Raw genomic sequence first — 20,082 nt, 5'->3', positions numbered from 1 at the left:
CGAAGCACTTCAAGTCGGGTCGAAGTCAACCGCCGCGGGTCATCGGCGGGTAGAGCGTGGTCGCCGTACCGCGGCGGAAGAGTTGGGCGGGGCGGCCGCCGTCGCGGGTGGTGGTGGCGCCGGCCGACTCGACGAAATCCGGGGTCTTGGTGACCTTGCGATGGAAGTTGCGCGGGTCGAGCGGCGTACCCCAGACCGCTTCGTACACACCGCGCAGCTCCGAGATGGTGAACTCGGGCGGGCAGAACGCGGCGGCGAGCGGCGAGTACTCGAGCTTGGCCCGTGCGCGCTCGACCCCGTCGGACAGGATCCGGTGGTGGTCGAATGCGAGCCGCCCCGGATCGGCCAGCACCTCCCCGACGGCGACCCAACTCGCCGAAGCGGCATCCGTCCCGGCGACCGGTGCGGGCAGGTCCGGCACCAGCGCCAGGTAGGCGACGCTGACGACCCGACCACGGGGGTCGCGGGCGGGAGCGCCGTACGTCGCGACCTGCTCGAGGTGGATCCGGTCCGAGGACAGGCCGGTCTCCTCCGCGAGCTCGCGGCGGGCGGTCTGCTCGAGGTCCTCGTCCGGCCGCACGAATCCGCCCGGCAGCGCCCAGCGGCCCTGGTACGGCGTGATCCCCCGGCGGATCAGCAGCACCTGCAGGGCGCCGTCGCGGACGGTCAGGATGACCAGGTCGGCGGCCAGGCCGAGCGGTACGAAGTCCATGGCAAGCACTCTAATCGTCACCTTGACGAAAAGCGATCTTACCCCTTATCGTCAGATCGACGACAAAGAGGAGAACGACCGATGGCAGACATCACCCGGTTCCGCTTCATCAGCCACCTGCGGGCCAACCCGACCACCCACGTGCGGCATCTGCGCAACGGCAAGCTGGTACACGACGGGGCCGGCCAGGCGTTCTGGTTCCGCGCGATGAACTCGTCGCTGAGCGAGATCCCGATCGACGACCGCGAGCAGCCGCTGCTGTTCCACGGCCGGACGCAGGACTTCCAGGACGTCGCCGTCCAGGCCACCGTCGCCTACCGGATGACCGACCCCGGGCTGGCCGCGGTCCGACTCGACTTCGGCATCGACCCCGACACCGGGCTGTGGCGGGCCACGCCGCTGGAGCAGATCGGTGGTCTGCTGACCGAGCTGGCGCAGCAGACGGCACTCGACCTGCTGGCCCGGATGAGCCTGACCGAGGCGCTGTCCGAGGGCATGACTGCGCTCCGTCAGGCGGTCGGCACCGGGCTGCGCGCGGATCAGCGACTCACCGGTCTGGGCATCGGCGTCGAGGACGTCCGCGTGGTCGCCGTACGGGCTGAGCGGGATGTGGAGAAGGCGCTGCAGACTCCCACCCGGGAGATGGTGCAGCAGGCAGCGGACAAGGCGACGTACGAGCGGCGGGCGATGGCGGTCGAGCGGGAGCGGTCGATCGCGGAGAACGAGCTGCAGAACCAGATCGAGCTGGCCCGGCGCGAGGAGCAGTTGGTCAACCAGCGCGGTCAGAACGAGCGTCTCCGGGCGACCGAGGTGGCCGCGGCCGGGCAGATCGAGACTGCCGCCGCCGCGGGTCGCAAGCGGGCGCTGAGTGAGGCAGAGGCAGATGCCAAGCGGGTGATCGGCGCCGCCGAAGCCGCCGCGGAGAAGGCGATGCTGGACGCGTACGCCGAGCTTGACCAGGGGACGATCCTCGCGATGGCGATCAAACAGGGCGCCCTGCCGGAGATCGGGACGCTCAATCTGACTCCGGACCTGCTCACCCCGCTGCTGAGCAAGCTGACCAATGGCCAGGCGGCACGATGAGCCTGCCACCCCGGGCGGTGCTGGTGCACCGGGCGACCGAGCTGACCGAGTTGGTCGCCCGGCACGGGACGCGGCAGCAGGCCGGCTTCTTCCTGGCCGGCCGCGGCCGCGATCTGGCCGAGCTCGACGCCCGGCACCAAGCCCAGCAGGATGCGCTGGCGATGGTGTCGGCCGCGATCCCACTGGACTGGCGGCGTGCTGTTGCTGAGCGCAATGACCTGGACCGGTTCGGGTTCGGGCCGGAGGACGTGGTGATCGCGGTCGGCCAGGACGGTCTGGTCGCGAACGTGGCGAAGTACCTCGACGGCCAGCCGGTGATCGGGATCAATCCCGAGCCGGCCCGGAATCCCGGCGTGCTCGTGCCGCACGAACCGGCCGCGATCGCCGAACTGCTGCACGAGCGGCACGTCGTGGAGCGCACGATGGTTGCCGCCAGCACCGATGACGGACAGCAGCTGATCGCACTGAACGAGGTCTACATCGGACACCACACACACCAGTCCGCGCGCTACCGGCTGAGCTCGCCGGACAGCCTGGCGGAGAGGCAGTCCTCGTCGGGAATCCTGGTCGGCACCGGTACGGGTTCGACGGGCTGGTGCCGGTCGGCCTGGCAGGAACGGCGGAGCCCGCTGGCCCTCCCGTCGCCGACCGATCCGGCGCTGTGCTGGTTCGTCCGCGAGGCGTGGCCGTCACCGGCGACCGGGACCGACAACACCGAAGGCCTGGTGAAGGCTCCCGACACGTTGACGATCACGGCCGAGTCCGACCTCGTGGTCTTCGGCGACGGGATGGAGTCCGACACCCTGGCGGTCGGCTGGGGTCAGCGCGTCGAGGTCGGCGTCGCCCAGGTCAAGCTGCACCTCGTTGCCTAGAGTCAGGGTCGCTCCGAGCTCACAGCCGCACCTACTTCGGCAGGGTGAGGATTTCGGCTCCGTCGTTGGTGATGGCGATCGTGTGCTCGCTGTGTGCTGTCCGGCAGCCGGTCGCACTTCGGAGCGTCCATCCGTCGGCATCGGTGACGAGTTCAGCGGTGTCCGCCATCACCCACGGCTCCAGTGCGAGCAACAGCCCAGGGCGCAGTGTGTATCCACGGCCGGGTCGCCCGGTGTTCGAAACGTGCGGGTCCTGGTGCATCGTCGATCCGATGCCATGACCTCCGAACTCGGTGTTGATCGGGTACTCAGCCTCACTGAGGACGGAGCCGATGGCATGGGAGATGTCACCGATGCGAGCTCCGGGGCCGGCCGCGGCGATCCCGGCGGACAGCGCGCGTTCGGTCGCGTCGATCATCGCGACGCTCTCCGGCGGCTTCGATTCGCCCACGATGAAGCTGATCGCCGAGTCTGCAGCGACTCCGCCTTGGGAGACGGCGAGGTCGAGTGTCAGCAGGTCGCCGTCGGCAAGCGTGTAGTCGTAGGGCATTCCGTGGAGCACGGCGTCGTTGACGGCCGTGCAGATGTAGTGGCCGAACGGCCCGCGGCCGAAGGACGCCTCGTAGTCGACGTAGCAGGACTGCGCTCCGGCCTCGGCGATCATGGTCTCGGCCCACCGGTCGATGTCCAGGAGGTTCGTGCCGACCGCGCTACGGCGCTTCAGTGTCTGCAAGATGCCGGCGACCAGCGCACCCGTGTCCTTTGCTCGGGCCAGTTCGGCGGGGTTCAGGATCTCGATCATGCGGCACCCTTCTCGCAACCAATAACTATACCGGCCATACTATCCCGGTGCTAGAATCGGTCCCATGGTCAGATTGCCGCTCACTCCCGCAGAGGTCGAGCGCGGACAGCGCCTCGGCGCCCTCCTGCGTCGCGCCCGGGGAGAGCGCTCGATGCTCGAGACCGCGCTCGACGCACGCGTCTCACCGGAGACCCTCCGGAAGATCGAGACGGGCCGGGTCGCGACCCCTGCCTTCCCGACCATCGCTGCGATCGCCGATGTCCTCGGCCTCTCCCTCGATGCAGTGTGGGCTGAGATCAACCCGCCCGAACCCGGTGCCGAACCGACCACCCCTGGTCACAACACACGAGAGCAGTTGGCCTCGTAAGTCTCACCTAGATCTCCTTCGACGGCTGGATGATCAGGTCTGGCAGGTTCACCTCGCGTGGGCGACCGACGACGTACGCGATCAGCTCGGCGACCTCCGACGGCGGTACGGCGGGCAGGCTGGTGCGGAGCTCGTCGACCATCGTCCGCAGTTCCTCGGGAAACTGGTCCGCGAGTTCGGTGCCGTCGATCATCCCGGGCTCGACGTTGGTCACCCGGATTCCCTCACTGGCGAGCTCCTGTCTCAGCGCCCGGGTCAGGTAGCTCACGCCCGCCTTCGAGGCGCCGTATGCCGCCATCCCTGGCATGAAGCGGTCGGCGGCGAGCGACGACACGTTGATCAGGTCGGTGGTCCTGGTCGTGGCCGACCGTTTCAGCGCCGGGAGGAACACGTGCGTGACGGTCAGGACGCCGGCCAGGTTCACGTCGACGGTACGACGCCAGTCCGCGGCGGACCCGTCGCCGAACGGGACGACCTTCATCATCCCGGCGTTGTTGACCAGCAGATCGAGGTCGCCGAAGCGGTCCTGCACGAGGTCCGCCGCCTGGGCGACCTCTTCGGGGTCGGTCACATCGGCTGGTACGACGAGCGCCGTACCGCCGGACTCCGAGATCTGGGCGGCGAGCTTCTCCAGGCGGTCGCGGCGGCGAGCCAGCAAGGCGACCGAAGCGCCGTCGGCGGCGAGCCGGGTGGCGATGGCGGCGCCGATCCCGCTGGCGGCGCCGGTGACGAGGGCGATACGTGAGGTTGTCATGCGCCCACCCTCCGGCGGGCGGGGACGCCTCAGAAGGGTCGCTTCTTCCTAGGTTTGGCAGTACCACCCAGGTCCTTGTCCGGCCAGGAATACTTGAGTGGTGCGTCCCCAGCTCGGCGAGTTCCTGCAGACCCGGCGGGCCCGCGTCCGCCCCCAGGACGTCGGCCTGCCACCCGGCCGCGACCGCCGTGTCGCCGGCCTGCGTCGCGAAGAGGTCGCCGTGCTGGCCAACGTCAGCGTCGACTACTACGTCCGGCTGGAGCAGGGTCGCGCCGACAACGCGTCGGACGCCGTCCTGACGGCTGTTGCCGACGCGCTCAGACTGACTGCGGCCGAGCGGGAGCATCTGCGCTCGCTGGCCGGTCCGGCTCCACGCCCGCGGGCGCCGCTTGCCGTCGTACGTCCGCAATTGGAAGCGCTGCTCAGCGCGCTCCGCGATGTCCCGGCGATCGTGGTCGACCGGCTCGGCAACGTGCTGGCCTGGAACCCGGGTGCCGCTGCCGTCGTCACCGACTTCGCCGCCCTCGAACCGGCCGAGCGCAACCTGGTCCGGCTGTACTTCCTCGATCCGGCAGCACGGACGTTCTACGAGGACTGGGAAGCAGTGGCCTGGGCCGCGGTCGCCCATCTCCGGCGCGCGTCGGCGGATTACACCACCGACCCGGAGCTGGCGGCGTTGGTCGACGACCTCACCGCCGCCAGCCCGGAGTTCGCCCGGTTCTGGACCTCCCACGACGTCGCCGCCCCGGCCCACTGCCCCAAGGTCCTGCACCACCCGACCGCCGGCCGCCTCACCTTCTCCCTCGAGTCCCTCCAACTCCCCGGCGACGACGGCCAATACGTCATGACGTACACCCCAGCCGACCCACCCACCCAAGCCGCCCTGGAAACCCTCCTCGCGACTCAATCACCCTCGGGCAGGTCGGACTGGAGCTTGGGAGCCCGGCGGAAGTAGCGGAGTCGGGCTACTCCCCGTTCAGGTTGTCGGCGAAGCTGGGTGGGGACCAGCGGAAGTCCACCGGGTCGGGGAAGGTGGTGGAGACCTGGCCGAGGCCCTTGATCACCGTGGACGTGCCGTTCGCGCGGCCGACGGCGTACAGGAAGCCTGTCTTGGTGTCCTTGTCGATGCCCAGGAGAAGCGTGCCGTACTGGCCGCACTTGGACGCGGTCAGGGTTTCGAAGCCCTGCCAGGTCCGGGTTCGGACCGACTTCACCACGGGCTTCATCGGAGACGTCACCGGGATCCGGATGGTGTAGAGCGCGCCGCCCTTGGTGTTCGCCAGGAAGGTGTCGTACGTCGGCTGCTTGCTGATCAGCGTCATCGTCTTGACCGCGCCGAAGCCAGGGTACGAGCCGGTACTGCGCCACCCGTTGTCCTGCTGGTGCCAGCGGACCAGCACGCCGTCCTTGCGGAGCCCGTACAGCTCCGTCCGCGGCCCGACGGCGCCGGCGTCGTAGGCCGACCACTCGACCAGGCTGAAGTTGGACCAGCCACCGCCGATCCGCTGCAGGCTGGGCCCCGGCGGCTCGACGTTGTCGGTGCCGTCGACGGCGTACGCCGAGTGGTACAGCGCGTCTCCGATCACCACGTAACCGGCTCGCACACTCCCGGCACCGGACTTGGGGTAGTCCTCGAAGTGACTCGCGATCCGCACCTGCCCGGGCGCATACACACCCGCACTCGTGGTCGAGCGCGTGAGCGACGGCGGAGCAGTCGCGCTGACCGCCTTGAAGGTCTGCGCGCCCGCAGACGTCACAGACCCGACCCACGTCGTACAAGGCGCTGTCACCGCGGCTTCCGCGGCCGGTGCCATCACCGCCCCCAGCGAAAGGACAGCACCACACCCCACGCCCGTCATCCGTCGCCACATATCTGGTCCTCCCCTTGTCAGCCGGTCTCGCTCACCTCGATGCAGCGCGTGCCCGAGAAGTTGCGGGCAGAGCCACTCCGAACCCCGCCACCGTCAGCCGTCGCCACGCGTGCCCCACGCTCCCTCTGGTTACGTGCCCTACGCAGCTAGATGCGGAGATCACTCGCGAAGTTTTTCCCGTGTTGTGTACAGGAAGTGATCGCGCGGGTGAGATCTGTGCAGACAAGGAGTCCGGTTCTGCGTAAGGTGCGGTCCACCACAACGGCCCTGTCGAGGGAGGGCTGAGGTGTGTCCCACCCACCGCCCACAGGGGAGAGACACGTATGCGCAGAACACGGTTCCGGACCGGGATCACCCTTCTGGTCGTCGCCGCGCTGGCCCCACTGGCCTCGCTGACCGCGACCGCCGGACCAACCGCCGTACCGGCCAAACCGTTCGTCCAGGGCACGACCACGGTCGCGGCCTACGACTACGACAACGCGATCCACGAGCGGATCGAGGTCGACGTACCCAAGCTCGACGGGGACGCCAACGGGATCACCGACCGGATCACCGTCGATGTGATCCGGCCCGGCGAAGCGGCTCAGGCCGGCGTCGACGTCCCGGTGATCATCCAGGCGTCGCCGTACTACGCCCAGGACAACAAGGCCTACTTCGACGGCAACGGCGTGCGCCAGGTGTTCGGCAGCTGGCTGGACAACTACTTCGTGCCACGCGGGTACGCCGTTGCGTTCGTCGACATGCCCGGCACATTCCGCTCGACCGGCTGCAGTGACGTCGGCGCGGACCTGGAGGTACGCGGCACCAAGGCCGTGATCGACTGGCTGAACAACCGGGTGCCCGGCTACAACGCCGACGGCAGCAGCGCCAGGGCCGACTGGTCCACCGGGAAGGCCGGCATGATCGGTGTCTCCTGGAACGGCACCATCGCCAACTCGGTCGCCAGCACCGGCGTCCGCGGCCTGGAGACCATCGTCCCGATCGCCGCGATCTCCAGCTGGTACGACTACACCCGCAGCTTCGGAGTGCCCTTCTACGACGAGTACATGGGCTTCCTGCACGACTACGTCAGCAACGACGCGTCACCGCGCTGCGTAGAGCTGACCAACGAGATCGAGCAGGACTCCGACACTCGCACCGGCAGCTACAGCAACTGGTGGGATCCGCGGAACTACAACCTGGACGCGCGCAACGTGCACTCCAGTGTGTACGTCGTGCACGGCCTCGGCGACGAGAACGTGAAGACCCGGCACTTCGGTGAGTGGTGGGACCAGCTGGCCCGCTACAACGTGCCGCGGAAGATCTTCCTGCACCAGGGCGTCCACCTGGACGGCTTCAGCTTCCGCGACGAGTGGGTGAACAAGCTGCACCCATGGTTCGACTACTGGCTGCAGGGCCTGCAGAACGGCGTCATGCAGACTCCGCAGGCGACCGTCCAGCGTGAGGACGGCACCTTCTACGACGAGCCGCGCTGGCCCGCCGTCGGGGCGCGGCAGACCACGTTGAAGCTCAGCAACGCGTCCGGCGCCAACACCGGTGGACTCTCGATCGCCACGGCGTCCACTGACCCGGTCAGCTTCACCGGGACCGACGATCCGTCCCAGGACAGCGTCGTACTCGATCCGACCACCGCTCGGCCGGATCGCGCGGTGTTCCTGAGCGACGAACTGGAGAAGGCGGTCCGGATCACCGGCACAGGCAAGGTGTCCGTGCGGGCCAAGGTCAACAAAGTTGCCGCAGGCATCAAGGCGCGGTTGGTCGACTACGGTACGGCGAACCGCTACACGAACGTCACCAACGTCCCGGACACCAGTGTGTGCTGGGGTGACGGGAACCAGGCCGACACCGGCTGCTACGCCGACACGCAGATCAACACGGCGGTGTCGGACACATCGGTGGTGGTGCGAACGCTGGCGGATGTCGGGCACTACAAGTCCTTGTATTCCAAGGAATCACTGCAGTCCGGCACGTGGTACGACCTGAGTTTCGAGCTAAACGCGGACGACGTGGTGTTCGCGGCCGGCCACCGGCTCGGTCTCGTCCTCACGGTCGAACCGGACAACCCGTCCATCCCGTTCACCGGCGCGACCGTCACACTGGACCCGGCGCGGTCCTCGCTGACCCTGCCGCTGACCGGCTACACCGCGGCACTGCAGACCGCTGAGGTCCCGCAGTCCCGCATCCCCTCCACCCAACTAGCCCAGCCCGAGCCGGAGAAGGATCCGGTCGAGCTGATGCGCCAGATGGTCGAGGCTTCTCGCTAACTACTACGAAAGAGCCCGCCCGCCCCGGCTTTCGGCCGGGGCGGGCGGGTCAGTAAGAGGAGTCGGCTGGGTTGAGTCAGCGCGCAAGCTCTGAATAGGCGGCTACTAGAGTGGCCGAGTCGGCTTCCCAGTTGAGGTCTGCGGCGGCTGAGCGGATGCCGTCGGTGTACGTGGTGTAGTTGTCGATCAGCTCGCGGACGGCTGCGGTCAGCGACGCCGAATCGCCTGATGTGTAAAGGGTTCCGAGCTTGTACTGCGTAACGACTGCACGCATCTCCGGCAGGTCTGCCGCGACGACCGGGACCCCGGCGCGGACCGCGTGGAAGAGCTTGTTCGGTAGCGCCAATCGGTGGTTCTCGCAGGTGTTCGTCAACGTGACGAGCGAGATGCCGTACGAGCGGAGCGTGTCGTCCACCTCGTCGATGGACCGCTCCGCCACCGTCTCCACCGGCCCGAGATCCAGTCGGTAGTTCGGATCCACCGACCCCATCAGCACGGTCCGGAACGGCGCCAACTGACGCGCCGCGGCCACCACCGTCGGCAGATCACGCCCAGCCCCGACGCGACCGGCGTACAGCAGACCCTCCGGCCGGTCCGGCGCCGGCGGTACGTCGTCAGCCCGCGGGAAGGTGTTGCGTACGACGCGAACGTCAGCCAACCCACGTTCGTGCAGCCGGCGCGCGATGCCGTCGGACACCGTGATGACGAAGCGCGCCTTACTGGCAAGGGAAACCTCGAACCGCCGCCCACGGGCCCGCCACAACGGCGTCGGCCGACCAGGCAAAGCGCGGTCGAACCACAGCTCATGTGTGTCGTAGACCAACGCCGCCGACCACTCTTCGGCATAAGCAGCCGCAAGCTCGAGGGTGTTGAAGTCGTGCGCGTGGACTACATCGAACGGGCCGGCGGCGGCCACGACAGGAGCCGCCGCGGTCCGCCACTGCTTCTCGGTCCGGTTGCGGTGCTCCGGCAGCAGCAGCCACCGGCCGAACCGCTGGATCAGCACCTTGGGCCCGTTCCGGCCGTGGCCGACCGCGGGACCACCGTTAGTGCCCCGCAGTCCGGCCGAGCGGGAGACGGACTCGACCGTGACCCCCGGACCGACTTCGAAGCCGTCCGGGACATCACGGCCGATCACATGAACCTCGTGACCGGCCGCGACCAGAGCCGTGGCCTCCCGCAGGATCCGCGAGTCCCCGGCGATCGGGGACTGCGCGATCATCAGAACCCGCATGTCACCTGCCGTCGAGGAACGGTAATAGCACCTCAACGGACTTGTGTCCGTCGTGCAGTTCGCGGACGTACTCCGGACCGGCGTCGGCGATCTTGCGGGCCGAGTCGCGCTCGGCGACCAGCCGCTCGATCACCTCGGACAGGTCGTCCGGGGTCGCCTCCGCGATCGGCAGGTCGGTCGGCAGCAGGTCGCGGACCGGGTCCGCGATGTGCCCGACCGTGACCCGGCCGGCCGCCATCGCCTCGCAGGCGAAGACGCCGTACGAGCCGAGCAGCAGCTGGTCGACCACGATGTCGGCGTTGCGCACCATCTCGGCGAGCTCGGAGTGCGGGACGCCCCGGACCCGCTGGTACTTGATCAGGCCCCGCGCATCCAGGTCCGTGAGCACCGGGTCGACGTACGCCGACCCCTTCAACGCACTGGCCGACGGCGCGTGCAGCACCACCGGCACCTCGCGCTCCAGCACCGGCGCGGAGGAGTTGAACTCCTCGGTGTCGACGGTCAGCGGCAGCCAGATGCCGTTGTCGACGAACTCCAGCAGGTCCGGCGTGGTGACGAACACCGTCCCCTCGTAGTCCTCCAGGTGCGTGCGCATCAGGTCGTTCGCAGCTTGCAGACGAACGGTCAGCTCGTCGTCGGCGTTCCGGAACGGCGACCACTTGTACTGGGCCCGGTGCTGCGCCGGGTCGCGGATCTCCGACCCGTGGAAGACCAGGCCGTGCTTGATCCCCGCCTGGTCCAGCATCGGTACGTCGTTCGTCCACATCTGACCGCGCTGCTGCCCGAACATCGGCCGGCCGGCCTCGAACAGCACGTGGGTGACCTCGCGCAACGTGTACGCCGTCAGCTCCAGCTGCCAGCGCAGGTCGGACCGGTACTGGCGGTACGTCCCCGTGCGGTGCACCCGGAAGTCGAACGCGCCGCTGCCCGTGGTCAGCGACTCGGCCTTGATATCGGGCACCTCACGCTCGAGCGCGGTCGCCCACAGCCAGGCCTGGCCGGCACTGTTGACCGGACCGAGCAGCAACCGGCGCTGCGCCTTGACCGGCCGGCCACCGGGCTGGATGACCTCCAGTTGACGGCCGACCAGCTCGCCGTACAGACCGCGCAGCTTCTCCGCCTGTCCGGACCAGGAGACCTCCTGCTGGTAGCCAGGGTCGGCCACCCGCTCGCGATAGGTGTCCAGGTCACCGAGGACCGTGCGCACCTTCGAGGCGAGATCGTGCGCGTCGGCCGCGACGAACACCTCGCCGATCCGGGTCCGGTCGACGAACTCCTTCATGCTCGGCATGTCGCTGACCACCACCGGCAGACCGGCGAAGGCGTACTCGAACAGCTTGTTCGGCAGCGACATCTCGTGACTCGGGTAGCGCAGGATCGGGATCAGCCCGACATCCGCCGTCCGCAGGAACGCGACCACCTCGTCCGGCTTCACCGGGTCGAGGCAGTGCAACCGGTCCTGTACCTCGAGTGCCGCAGCCTGAGCCTGCAGCGCCCGTACTGCGTCCGTCGCGACACCGGGCACACACACGACGGCCAGGTGCGCGTCCGGCAGATCCACCAGCGCCTGGACGGCGGTGTGGATACCGCGGGCACGGGTGACACCACCGCTGTAGACCAGCAGCGGCACCTCGGCGCGCAGGCCGATCCGGCTGCGGATGTCGGACACCTCGACCGACACGTCCGCCGGGTTCGGCGTGTTCATGATCACCGTGGGCTCGTGGCCGAGCTTGTGCTCCTGCTGCAGCGTCCGCGCGATCGCCGGGCTGACCGTGATCACCCGGTCCGCCTGGCCGATGTACTCGCGCTCGTGGTTGGCCCACGCCGCGATCGACCGGCGGGTGCGAGCGCCGTACCGGGACAGGCCGGCGACGTACTCGTGCGCGTCGTAGACGACCTTCAGGTGCTTGCCGCGCAGCTTGGCCCGGCCGGCGGCGCGGGTGGCGACACCGATCACGTGCATGTCGTGCGCGTGCACCACGTCCGGCTCGAGGCGATCGATCAGGTCACCGAAGGCGATCTCGAGGTCCAGCGCCTCGGGGTGCAGCTTGCGCCACGGCGCCGGCCAGGGCAGCCGGTGGATCACCCCGTCGTACGCGCGCCAGCTGAACTTGAAGGGCGCGTCGGCCTTGTTGCCGACACCCTTGCGCACCCAGGTCGCCTTCTTCGCGGCCTGCCAGCGGGACTTGCGCAGCAACCGGGTGGCCACGCCGGCCTTGAACTTGAGCGGATTGCCCTGGCCCGACTTGGCCGCCACGACGGCATGACCAGAGTCGGCCTTCAGCTCCTTCAGCTCGGCCTGGATCCGCTGGCTGCGGGCGACGTACGTCGACCTGTGCTTGTATCCCACCAAGGGCGGCCGCCAGTCCCGGCGAGCCTTACGGCTCCGCTTCCGCTCCTCCCGCAGGCTGAACGGAACCGCCACCCGGACGATCAGCGCGCCGTCGAGCATCTCCCTCGACGGCAGACCGCTCGCCGAGACTCCGAGCACAGTCACTTCTGCTCCGGTCTCGGCCAGTGCCGCGGCCTCCTTGCGGACCCGACTGTCGTTGGTGACGTCGTTTGCGACCATCATCACGACCCGCAGGTCGGCAGTCGTCACTGTCGAACCGACCTTCCGATCACAATCCGGCGCACGCCCGCCCAACGAGCCGGGTCAGTGCGGTCACGGCCGTCCACGAGCACCTTCACGCCCGGCAGCTCGGCCGGGGTCAGCTGCGCGTACTCCGCGTGGTCAGCCTGCAGCACAGCCGCGTCCACCGGCGCACCCAGCGCGTACGGCGTGAAGCCGAGCTGCTGGAGTTCCTCGTCGGTGTAGAGCGGGTCGTGCACGGACACCTCCGCACCACGGGCCTTCAGGGCCTCCACGGCCGGGAAGACCCCGGAGAACGCGGTCTCCTTGACACCACCACGGTACGCCGCGCCGAGCACGACCACCTTGGCTCCGGCCAGGTCGCCGTACGCGCCCTCGAGCAGGCCGACGGTGTAGTCGGGCATGCCGAGGTTCGCCTCGCGGGCGGCCCGGACAACGCTTGCCTCCGGGTCGGTCCACAGGTACAGCCGCGGGTAGACCGGGATGCAGTGGCCGCCGACCGCGATACCGGGCCGGTGGATGTGGCTGTAGGGCTGCGAGTTCGACGCCTCGATCACCTGGTGCACGTCGATGCCGTTCTCACCGGCGAACCGGGCGAACTGGTTCGCCAGGCCGATGTTGACGTCGCGGTAGGTGGTCTCGGCCAGCTTCGCCAGCTCGGCCGCCTCGGCCGACCCCAGGTCCCAGACGCCGTTGCCGCGCTCCAGGTCCGGGCGGTCGTCGAAGTCCAGCACGGCCTCGTAGAACGCGATGGCGCGCTTGGCGCCCTCCTCGGACAGACCGCCGACGAGCTTCGGGTACTTGCGCAGGTCCGCGAAGACGCGGCCGGTGAGCACCCGCTCCGGCGAGAACACCAGGTGGAAGTCCTCGCCCTCCTTCAGGCCCGAGACCTCCTCCAGCAGCGGCTTCCACCGGTTCCGGGTGGTGCCGACCGGCAGGGTGGTCTCGTAGCTGACCAGGGTGCCCGGGCTCAGGTGCTCGGCCAGCGAGCGAGTCGCGCCCTCCATCCAGCCGAACTCCGGCTCACCGGTCTTCTCGTCGACGAACAGCGGCACCACCAGCACGACCGCGTCGCTGCCAGGGATGGCGTCCGCGTAGTCCGTGGTCGCCCGCAGGCGGCCGTCGGCCACGGTCTCGGCGAGCAGCTCGGCCAGGTGTGCCTCACCCGGGAAGGGCTCCTGCCCGGCGTTCACCTGCTCGACCGTCTTCGGGTTGATGTCGACGCCGACGACCTGATGACCCTTGGCCGCGAACTGGACCGCCAACGGCAGCCCGATCTTGCCTAAGGCAACAACACTGACACGCACAGGAACTCCACTAGGTAGTGATTCTTCATCGGGGGCCTCGGAGCTTCCGTTCCAGCGGGTGCTCGACGAACTTGTAGAGCAGCCACGAGGCGAGGATCGAGATGGCGCAGACACCGGCGTACCAGGTCAGGTTGGACCAGCCGATCGGCCCGGCGACACCGTGGTACTCCTTGATCGCGTACAGGATGGTGGCGTGCACCAGGTAGAAGGCGTACGACCACTGGCCGAGCGCGACCAGCGGCTTGCTGCGCAGCCAGGAGCGGCCGCCCCGGATGTCGCGGGAGGCGACGGCGAAGATCAGGAAGCCGTACAGCAGCGTGAGGACTTCCTTCTGGCACAGGCCCATGGTGATCGCGAACGGCACCTTGGCCGGGTGCAAACCGGAGTAGTACAGGGTGTACAGCCCGCCGGCGGTGACCAGGAACGCGAACCAGACCGGGATCCGCGGCTTCCAGCCGGACCGCAGCGTGATCGCGAGGCCGATCCCGAACAGGAACGCGACCGAGTGCAGGACCGGCTGCGGCAGCACGGGTACGACGTCGGGCCAATGGAACAGCGCCAACCGGTAGGCCCCGCCGAGGACGATCACCGAGGCACACAGGATCAGGCCGCCGGCCACCTTGAGCTTCTCCGTGGCCCGCCAGAAGAACGGGAAGTACGCGTAGAAGAACGCCTCGACCGACAGCGTCCAGCCGGCCGGGTTGCCGCCGTACAGGATGGTCGGGTTGTTCGACCAGCCCTGCAGCAGGAACCCTGACAGCACCAGCACGGTGACCGAGACCGGCTTGATCCACGACATCCCGGTCGGCGGCTCGAACCGGTAGAACACGAAGATCGCCGCGACCAGGGTGAGGAAGTACAGCGGGAAGATCCGGGCGAACCGGCGCCGATAGAAGGTGCGGATCTTCGTTCCCGGCTGGGCCGACCAGGTCAGCACGAAACCGGACAGCACGAAGAAGAACGTCACCCCGGACGTCCCGTACTTCAGGAACTTCCAGACCGGCAGCGGCGCCAGGTTGGTCATGTGGTGGGCGAAAACGAAGAACGCCGCCCACCAGCGCAAACCGGTGAGCGACTCCACCCGCGGCAGCCACTTGCGCGGCTCGGCCGGCGGCGCCCCGGACTCACCCGGGAACGCACTGACCGGAGCGCCCGGCGGCGGACCACTGTCGGTCGCCACAGCGGAGTTGTCGGACGTAACAGCCGAAGCCGCCGGCCCCGGAGAGCCCGGGGTGGGCGGCTGGCTCTGTTCTTCGGCGGCTTTGGTCACGTAGTTACTCCGCTAGGGCGGCGACGACTCGGCCGGCGGCCTGGCCATCTCCGTAGGGCATGGGGCGGTTGGCTGCCGGTACCGGCCGGGCGGCCAGTTCGGGCAGCTTGCTCACGTCGGAGGTGAGGACGTTCCAGCCGTCCTCGAGGGTCTCGACCCATTCGGTCTCGGTGCGCAGCGTGGTGCAGACCCGGCCGAGCAGGAACGCTTCCTTCTGCAGGCCGCCGGAGTCGGTGACCACACCGGCCGAGCCGAGCACGGCCGCGACCATCTCCGGGTAGGCCAGCGGCTCCCGGACGTGCAGCGAACCGTCCGGACGCTCGAGCTTGATCCCGTGCTCGGCGCACTTGGCGACCAGCCGCGGGTGGGCCAGCAGCAGCACCGGCGCACCGGCCGCCGCCAGACCGTCGACGATCGCGGCCAGCCGGGCCGGGTCGTCGGTGTTCTCGGCCCGGTGGATGGTCGAGACGACATACTCACCGCGCTTCAGACCCTCGGGCAGGGTGAACGAGTCGTCCGTCACCGCGTCGCGGACCCGGAAGCACACATCCGTCATCACGTCGCCGACCAGGCGCGCCCGGTCGGACAGGCCCTCGTTCGCCAGGTGGTCCATCGCCACCTGGGTCGGAGCCAGCAGGATGTCGGCCGCGTGGTCGGTCAGGACCCGATTGTGCTCCTCCGGCATCCGCCGGTTGAACGACCGCAGCCCGGCCTCCAGGTGCGCCACCGGCAGGTGCATCTTCACCGCCGACAGCGTCCCGGCCAGCGTCGAGTTGGTGTCGCCGTACACGAGCACCCAGTCGGGCTTGTGCTCGTCCAGTACGGCGTCCATCGCGGACAGCATCGAGCCGGTCTGGACCCCGTGGCTGCCGGACCCGACGCCCAGGTGGACGTCCGGGGCCGGGATCCGCAGGTCGGCGAAGAACACGTCGGACATGTTCTTGTCGTAGTGCTGGCCGGTGTGCACGATCACGTGCTGGTGCTCGGTGGCGGCGAACGCCTCCGCCACCGGTGCCAGCTTGACGAACTGTGGTCGTGCCCCGACGACGCTCAGGACCTTCATGACTCGGCGGACTCCCCGGCGACCTTGATGGTGCGGTCCTCAGCAGCGGACTGGATGACGGCCTCGGCCACCCGGACGGTGCTCAGACCCTGCTGCAGGGTGACGATATCGGCTTCCTTGCCCAGCACCGCGTCGCGGAACGCCTCGTGCTCGGTGCGCAGCGGCTCAGGCTTGCTGATCGCGTAGCGGATCATGTCGCCCTCGCTGACACCGCGGAAGTGCGCGACGTCGTCCCACGCGGTGGCGACCGTGCCGTTGGCGTGGAAGGACAGGTCGGCCAGCAGCGTGTCGGCGATGAAGGCGCCCTTCTCACCGGTGACGACGGTGAGCCGCTCCTTCATCGGGGACAGCCAGTTGACCAGGTGGCTGGTCACGGTGCCGTCCTCGAGCCGGCCGGTCACCGCGATCAGGTCCTCGTACTGCCGGCCGCTCTTGTGCGCGCTCTGCGCGGACACCGCGGCGAAGTGCGACTGGGTCACCCAGGCGGTCAGGTCGATGTCGTGAGTGGCCAGGTCGAGCACCACGCCGACGTCGGCGATCCGGGACGGGAACGGGCCCTGGCGGCGGGTGGTGATCTGGTAGATGTCGCCCAGGTCGCCGTTCTCCAGCCGCACCCGGAGCGCCTGCAGCGCCGGGTTGTACCGCTCGATGTGACCGACCGCGCCGACCACGCCGGCCGCCTCGAACGCCTTGGCGATCTCGGTCGCCTCGGCCGAGGACCCGGCCAGCGGCTTCTCGATCATCGCGTGCACACCGGCCTCGGCCAGCGCCCTCGCGATCTCGGCGTGGTACTGGGTCGGGACCGCGACCATGCAGTAGTCGATCCCGGCCGCGATCAGTTGCTCGATGTTCTCGTACACCGGGCGACCGCCGGCCACGCCGAACTGGTCACCACCCGGGTCGGCGACGGCGACCAGGTCGACGCCCTCGAGGGAGGCCAGCACGCGTGCGTGGTGCCGCCCCATCATGCCCAGGCCGATCAGTCCGGCTTTCAGGTTCGCCATCTCACGCACCAGCCTTCGCCACGGTGTTCACCGCGGCCACGATCCGGTTCAGGTCTTCCTCGGACAGCGAGGGGTGAACCGGCAGCGACAGCACCTCGGCCGCGGCCTTCTCGGTCTCCGGCAGGTCCAGCTCACGCTTGAACGAGGGCAGCCGGTGGTTCGGGATCGGGTAGTAGACACCACAGCCGACGCCGTACTCGTTGCGCAGCGCGTCGGCGAAGGCGTCGCGGCCCTCGGTCACCCGGATCGTGTACTGGTGGTACACGTGGGTCGCCTCGGCGGCCACTGCCGGTACGGCGACACCCTGCAGGTTCGCGTCCAGGAAGGCCGCGTTCTCCTGCCGCTGCTTGGTCCAGCCGGCCAGCTTGCCAAGCTGCACCCGGCCGATCGCCGCGTGCAGGTCGGTCATCCGGTTGTTCAGGCCGACGAGCTCGTTCTCGTACTGCTTGAGCATGCCCTGGTTGCGCAGCAGCCGCATCCGGCGCTCGATCTCGGGGTTCGCGACCGAGTCCATACCGCCCTCACCGGACGTCATGTTCTTGGTCGGGTAGAGGCTGAACATGGCGAACTCGCCGAAGGTGCCGACCGGGGCGCCGTTCCAGGTCGCGCCGTGCGCCTGCGCGGCGTCCTCGTAGATCTGGATGCCGTGCTTGTCGGCGATCGCCTGCAGCGCGGTCATGTTGGCCGGGTGACCGAACAGGTGCACCGGCATGACGGCCTTGGTCTTCTCGGTGATCGCTGCCTCGACCGCGACCGGGTCCAGGCAGAAGTACGTCGGCTCGATGTCGACGAACACCGGGGTGGCGCCGGTCAGCGCAACGCTGTTCGCGGTCGCGGCGAAGGTGAAGGACGGGACGATGACCTCGTCACCGGGGCCGACGCCGGCGGCCAGCAGGCCGAGGTGGAGACCCGACGTGCCCGAGTTGGTCGCGACGCACGCCCGGCCGGAGACCAGCGCTGCGCCGAACTCCTGCTCGAACGCCGCCACCTCGGGGCCCTGGGCCAGCATCCCGGACTGCATCACACGGTCGACGGCTTCGCGCTCCTCCTTCCCGATGATCGGCTTCGCGGCCGGAATCGGCTGCACCATCAGTTCTCCTCCATGTCTTCACCGGCCGGCCGCAGCCGTCCGTCGGTTTCGATGTACATCTCGCCCGTGTTCGGGCACTTCCACTCGCCGTCCCCGACAGCGAGCAGCGGAACGCCGGCCTTGCCGACCCACTTGATCCGGCGGGCCGGTACCCCGGCGACCAGCGCGAAGTCTGGCACGTCCTTGGTCACCACCGCACCGGCGGCGACGGTGGCCCAGCGGCCGATGGTGACCGGCGCCACGCAGACGCTGCGCGCACCGAGCGAGCAGCCCTGCTTCATGGTCACACCGACCGGCTCCCAGTCGTGCCCGCTCTTGGGCGAACCGTCCGGGTTGACCGCGCGCGGGAAGTAGTCGTTGGTGAGCACCACGGCCGGGCCGATGAACACGCCGTCCTCGAGCGAGGCCGGCTCGTAGACCAGCGCGTAGTTCTGGATCTTGCAGTTGTCGCCCATCCGGACCCCGGTCCCGACATAGGCACCGCGGCCGACGATGCAGTTCTCTCCCAGGACCGCGTTCTCGCGGATCTGGGCCAGGTGCCAGACCGACGAACCGTCGCCGATCTGGGCGCTGTCGTCGACGTCAGCGGATGGCGCGATGCGGGACGTCACAAAGTCTCCTTCGAAGTGAGCCAGCTGGTGAGTGCTTCGGCCGAGCGGCTTCCGTCGTGCAGCTCCGTCACGTAGCCGGGGCCGGCGGCCGCCCGCTCGGCGGCGGCGTCACAATCAGCGATCAGGCCGGTGAGGACATCACCCAGGGTGTCGGGGTCTACCTCCACGATCGGCACCTCTCGCCCAGTCAGAGTACGCACCCGTTGGCGCACGGCGTCACCGACGTACGAGACGACGATCCGCCCGGCGGCCAGGGCTTCGGCCGCCGCCACGCCGTACAGGCCGATTCTCAGTTGGTCTACAACGATGTCAGCGTCGCCGATGACGGCCGGCATCCCGTTGTGCGGTACGCCGGTGATGCGCCGGTACTCCAGTACGCCGCTGTCGTGCAGCTCGGTCAGGACGGCGTCGATCCGGTCGGTGCCCTTGAGCTGCGCGTTCGACGGAACGTGTACGACGACCGGACGCTCACCGGTGAACAACGGACGAGCCGCCTGCTGCCACGGACCCGGGTCGATTGCGACCGGCAACCACTGTGCGTCGGGTACGTCGTCCAAGAGATCGACCGTGGACACGAAGACCGGCAGGCCGAGGCTCTCGACCAGCTCGGCGTGCCGGCGGGCCTGCGACTCCAGCCGCTCGGTCAGGTCGTCACCCGGGATGAACGGCGACCAGCGCTCGCGCTTCGCGTGCCGGCTCGGCAGTCGGATGTCGGAGCCATGGAAGAGCAGACCGACGTTGACACCGGCTGCGCGCAGCGCGGCGATGTCGGCGGAGGCGTCCGGGAAGCCGCGCGCACCGAAGATCGGGCGCAGCGACTCCACCAGGACGTGGGTGTAGGAACCGACGACGTGCTGCTCCTGCGCGCGCTGCCAGCGAGGCTGGCCGAACCACGCGAGCGGGACGCCGTAGTCGGTCCTGAACTGGAACTGCCCCTTGCGGTGCAGGGCGAACGAGACGGCGCTGACCCCGGGCACGGTCCGGGCAGCCTGTGCCCAGGCGTGGCCCTGACCGGCGGAGTTGGTCGGTCCGACCAGCATCCGCACCGGGGTCGTCGCCACCGGCGGGAACGCCGGCAGCTGTGCGTACGAGTACCGCAAGCCGCGCAGGCGCCGCCGGACCGCTCCCGCGGTCCGGGCGAGTGGCGCCGGCAGGTGCTCGCGGATCGAACGCGACACCGTCATC

At 69.0% G+C, this 20,082-nt stretch carries 18 protein-coding genes; 5 read left to right on the top strand and 13 right to left on the bottom strand.

Features of this window, described 5'->3' with window-relative positions:
* Positions 1-25: 25 nt before the first annotated feature.
* The gene (locus tag EV652_RS37005) at positions 26-712 is read right to left on the bottom strand and encodes an NUDIX hydrolase (protein ID WP_132214337.1); all 687 of its coding nucleotides are present in this window, start codon (positions 710-712) and stop codon (positions 26-28) included.
* 81 nt (positions 713-793) lie between these two features.
* On the opposite strand from EV652_RS37005, the gene EV652_RS37000 reads away from it, so the two are divergent.
* Together EV652_RS37000 and EV652_RS36995 are read left to right on the top strand one after the other, a co-directional pair.
* The gene (locus EV652_RS37000; protein WP_132214335.1) at positions 794-1,795 is read left to right on the top strand and encodes an SPFH domain-containing protein; all 1,002 of its coding nucleotides are present in this window, start codon (positions 794-796) and stop codon (positions 1,793-1,795) included.
* A complete protein-coding gene (locus EV652_RS36995) occupies positions 1,792-2,667 on the top strand; it encodes an NAD(+)/NADH kinase (RefSeq protein WP_132214333.1) in 876 nt (291 codons plus the stop codon). Before EV652_RS37000 ends, EV652_RS36995 begins: the two co-directional genes overlap by 4 nt.
* Before the next feature lie 31 nt (positions 2,668-2,698).
* Here EV652_RS36995 and map read toward each other — a convergent pair whose 3' ends face one another.
* The gene (map, locus tag EV652_RS36990) at positions 2,699-3,469 is read right to left on the bottom strand and encodes a type I methionyl aminopeptidase (RefSeq protein ID WP_132214331.1); all 771 of its coding nucleotides are present in this window, start codon (positions 3,467-3,469) and stop codon (positions 2,699-2,701) included.
* Between the two features lie 64 nt (positions 3,470-3,533).
* Between map and EV652_RS36985 the strand changes: the two genes are divergently transcribed.
* A complete protein-coding gene (locus EV652_RS36985) occupies positions 3,534-3,836 on the top strand; it encodes a helix-turn-helix domain-containing protein (RefSeq protein ID WP_132214329.1) in 303 nt (100 codons plus the stop codon).
* A gap of 7 nt (positions 3,837-3,843) precedes the next feature.
* Here the strand turns inward: EV652_RS36985 and EV652_RS36980 are convergent, their stop codons facing one another.
* Positions 3,844-4,590 (bottom strand): SDR family oxidoreductase, encoded by a 747-nt coding sequence (locus EV652_RS36980; protein WP_132214327.1) that lies wholly within the window; start codon positions 4,588-4,590, stop codon positions 3,844-3,846.
* A gap of 97 nt (positions 4,591-4,687) precedes the next feature.
* Here EV652_RS36980 and EV652_RS36975 point away from each other — a divergent pair, with 97 nt between their 5' ends.
* Entirely contained in the window at positions 4,688-5,545 is an 858-nt protein-coding gene (locus EV652_RS36975) for a helix-turn-helix transcriptional regulator (RefSeq protein WP_132214325.1), read from the top strand.
* Positions 5,546-5,555: 10 nt separating this feature from the next.
* Here EV652_RS36975 and EV652_RS36970 read toward each other — a convergent pair whose 3' ends face one another.
* Positions 5,556-6,347 (bottom strand): hypothetical protein, encoded by a 792-nt coding sequence (locus tag EV652_RS36970; protein WP_242002227.1) that lies wholly within the window; start codon positions 6,345-6,347, stop codon positions 5,556-5,558.
* Between the two features lie 437 nt (positions 6,348-6,784).
* Between EV652_RS36970 and EV652_RS36965 the strand changes: the two genes are divergently transcribed.
* Positions 6,785-8,725 (top strand): CocE/NonD family hydrolase, encoded by a 1,941-nt coding sequence (locus EV652_RS36965; RefSeq protein WP_132214323.1) that lies wholly within the window; start codon positions 6,785-6,787, stop codon positions 8,723-8,725.
* Positions 8,726-8,801: 76 nt separating this feature from the next.
* Here EV652_RS36965 and EV652_RS36960 read toward each other — a convergent pair whose 3' ends face one another.
* The 9 genes from EV652_RS36960 to EV652_RS36920 form a co-directional block, all read right to left on the bottom strand.
* Positions 8,802-9,959, bottom strand: coding sequence for a glycosyltransferase (locus EV652_RS36960; protein ID WP_132214321.1), 1,158 nt, complete (start codon positions 9,957-9,959; stop codon positions 8,802-8,804).
* 1 nt (position 9,960) lies between these two features.
* A complete protein-coding gene (locus EV652_RS36955; protein ID WP_132214319.1) occupies positions 9,961-12,561 on the bottom strand; it encodes a glycosyltransferase family 4 protein in 2,601 nt (866 codons plus the stop codon).
* Entirely contained in the window at positions 12,558-13,859 is a 1,302-nt protein-coding gene (locus EV652_RS36950) for a nucleotide sugar dehydrogenase (RefSeq protein ID WP_132214317.1), read from the bottom strand. Before EV652_RS36950 ends, EV652_RS36955 begins: the two co-directional genes overlap by 4 nt.
* Positions 13,860-13,884: 25 nt before the next feature.
* Complete coding sequence (locus EV652_RS36945) at positions 13,885-15,039, bottom strand: acyltransferase family protein (protein ID WP_158441430.1); 1,155 nt, start codon at positions 15,037-15,039, stop codon at positions 13,885-13,887.
* Positions 15,040-15,133: 94 nt separating this feature from the next.
* Positions 15,134-16,192: a non-hydrolyzing UDP-N-acetylglucosamine 2-epimerase gene (gene wecB, locus EV652_RS36940; RefSeq protein WP_132214313.1), complete on the bottom strand. Its 1,059-nt coding sequence runs from the start codon at positions 16,190-16,192 to the stop codon at positions 15,134-15,136.
* A complete protein-coding gene (locus EV652_RS36935) occupies positions 16,189-17,196 on the bottom strand; it encodes a Gfo/Idh/MocA family protein (protein ID WP_132214311.1) in 1,008 nt (335 codons plus the stop codon). The genes wecB and EV652_RS36935 overlap by 4 nt, the downstream gene beginning before the upstream one ends.
* Position 17,197: 1 nt before the next feature.
* Positions 17,198-18,289, bottom strand: a complete 1,092-nt coding sequence (locus EV652_RS36930; RefSeq protein ID WP_158441448.1) for a DegT/DnrJ/EryC1/StrS family aminotransferase — start codon at positions 18,287-18,289, stop codon at positions 17,198-17,200.
* On the bottom strand, positions 18,286-18,897 hold the full coding sequence (locus EV652_RS36925; RefSeq protein ID WP_132214307.1) for an acyltransferase: 612 nt from the start codon (positions 18,895-18,897) through the stop codon (positions 18,286-18,288). Before EV652_RS36925 ends, EV652_RS36930 begins: the two co-directional genes overlap by 4 nt.
* On the bottom strand, positions 18,894-20,081 hold the full coding sequence (locus EV652_RS36920; RefSeq protein ID WP_132214305.1) for a hypothetical protein: 1,188 nt from the start codon (positions 20,079-20,081) through the stop codon (positions 18,894-18,896). The genes EV652_RS36925 and EV652_RS36920 overlap by 4 nt, the downstream gene beginning before the upstream one ends.
* Position 20,082: the final 1 nt, after the last annotated feature.

The sequence above is a fragment of the Kribbella steppae genome (genome assembly GCF_004342025.1).
Taxonomy (GTDB): domain Bacteria; phylum Actinomycetota; class Actinomycetes; order Propionibacteriales; family Kribbellaceae; genus Kribbella; species Kribbella steppae.
The sequence above is the reverse complement of the archived record's forward strand: the minus strand, read 5'-3'. Positions and strand labels throughout refer to the sequence as shown.

Excerpts from the sequence above, each read along its gene's own strand:
- EV652_RS37005 (WP_132214337.1), bottom strand. The coding sequence starts at position 712 with ATGGACTTCGTACCGCTCGGCCTGGCCGCCGACCTGGTCATCCTGACC.
- EV652_RS37000 (WP_132214335.1), top strand. The coding sequence starts at position 794 with ATGGCAGACATCACCCGGTTCCGCTTCATCAGCCACCTGCGGGCCAAC.
- EV652_RS36995 (WP_132214333.1), top strand. The coding sequence starts at position 1,792 with ATGAGCCTGCCACCCCGGGCGGTGCTGGTGCACCGGGCGACCGAGCTG.
- map (WP_132214331.1), bottom strand. The coding sequence starts at position 3,469 with ATGATCGAGATCCTGAACCCCGCCGAACTGGCCCGAGCAAAGGACACG.
- EV652_RS36985 (WP_132214329.1), top strand. The coding sequence starts at position 3,534 with ATGGTCAGATTGCCGCTCACTCCCGCAGAGGTCGAGCGCGGACAGCGC.
- EV652_RS36980 (WP_132214327.1), bottom strand. The coding sequence starts at position 4,590 with ATGACAACCTCACGTATCGCCCTCGTCACCGGCGCCGCCAGCGGGATC.
- EV652_RS36965 (WP_132214323.1), top strand. The coding sequence starts at position 6,785 with ATGCGCAGAACACGGTTCCGGACCGGGATCACCCTTCTGGTCGTCGCC.
- EV652_RS36960 (WP_132214321.1), bottom strand. The coding sequence starts at position 9,959 with ATGCGGGTTCTGATGATCGCGCAGTCCCCGATCGCCGGGGACTCGCGG.
- wecB (WP_132214313.1), bottom strand. The coding sequence starts at position 16,192 with ATGAAGGTCCTGAGCGTCGTCGGGGCACGACCACAGTTCGTCAAGCTG.
- EV652_RS36935 (WP_132214311.1), bottom strand. The coding sequence starts at position 17,196 with ATGGCGAACCTGAAAGCCGGACTGATCGGCCTGGGCATGATGGGGCGG.
- EV652_RS36920 (WP_132214305.1), bottom strand. The coding sequence starts at position 20,081 with ATGACGGTGTCGCGTTCGATCCGCGAGCACCTGCCGGCGCCACTCGCC.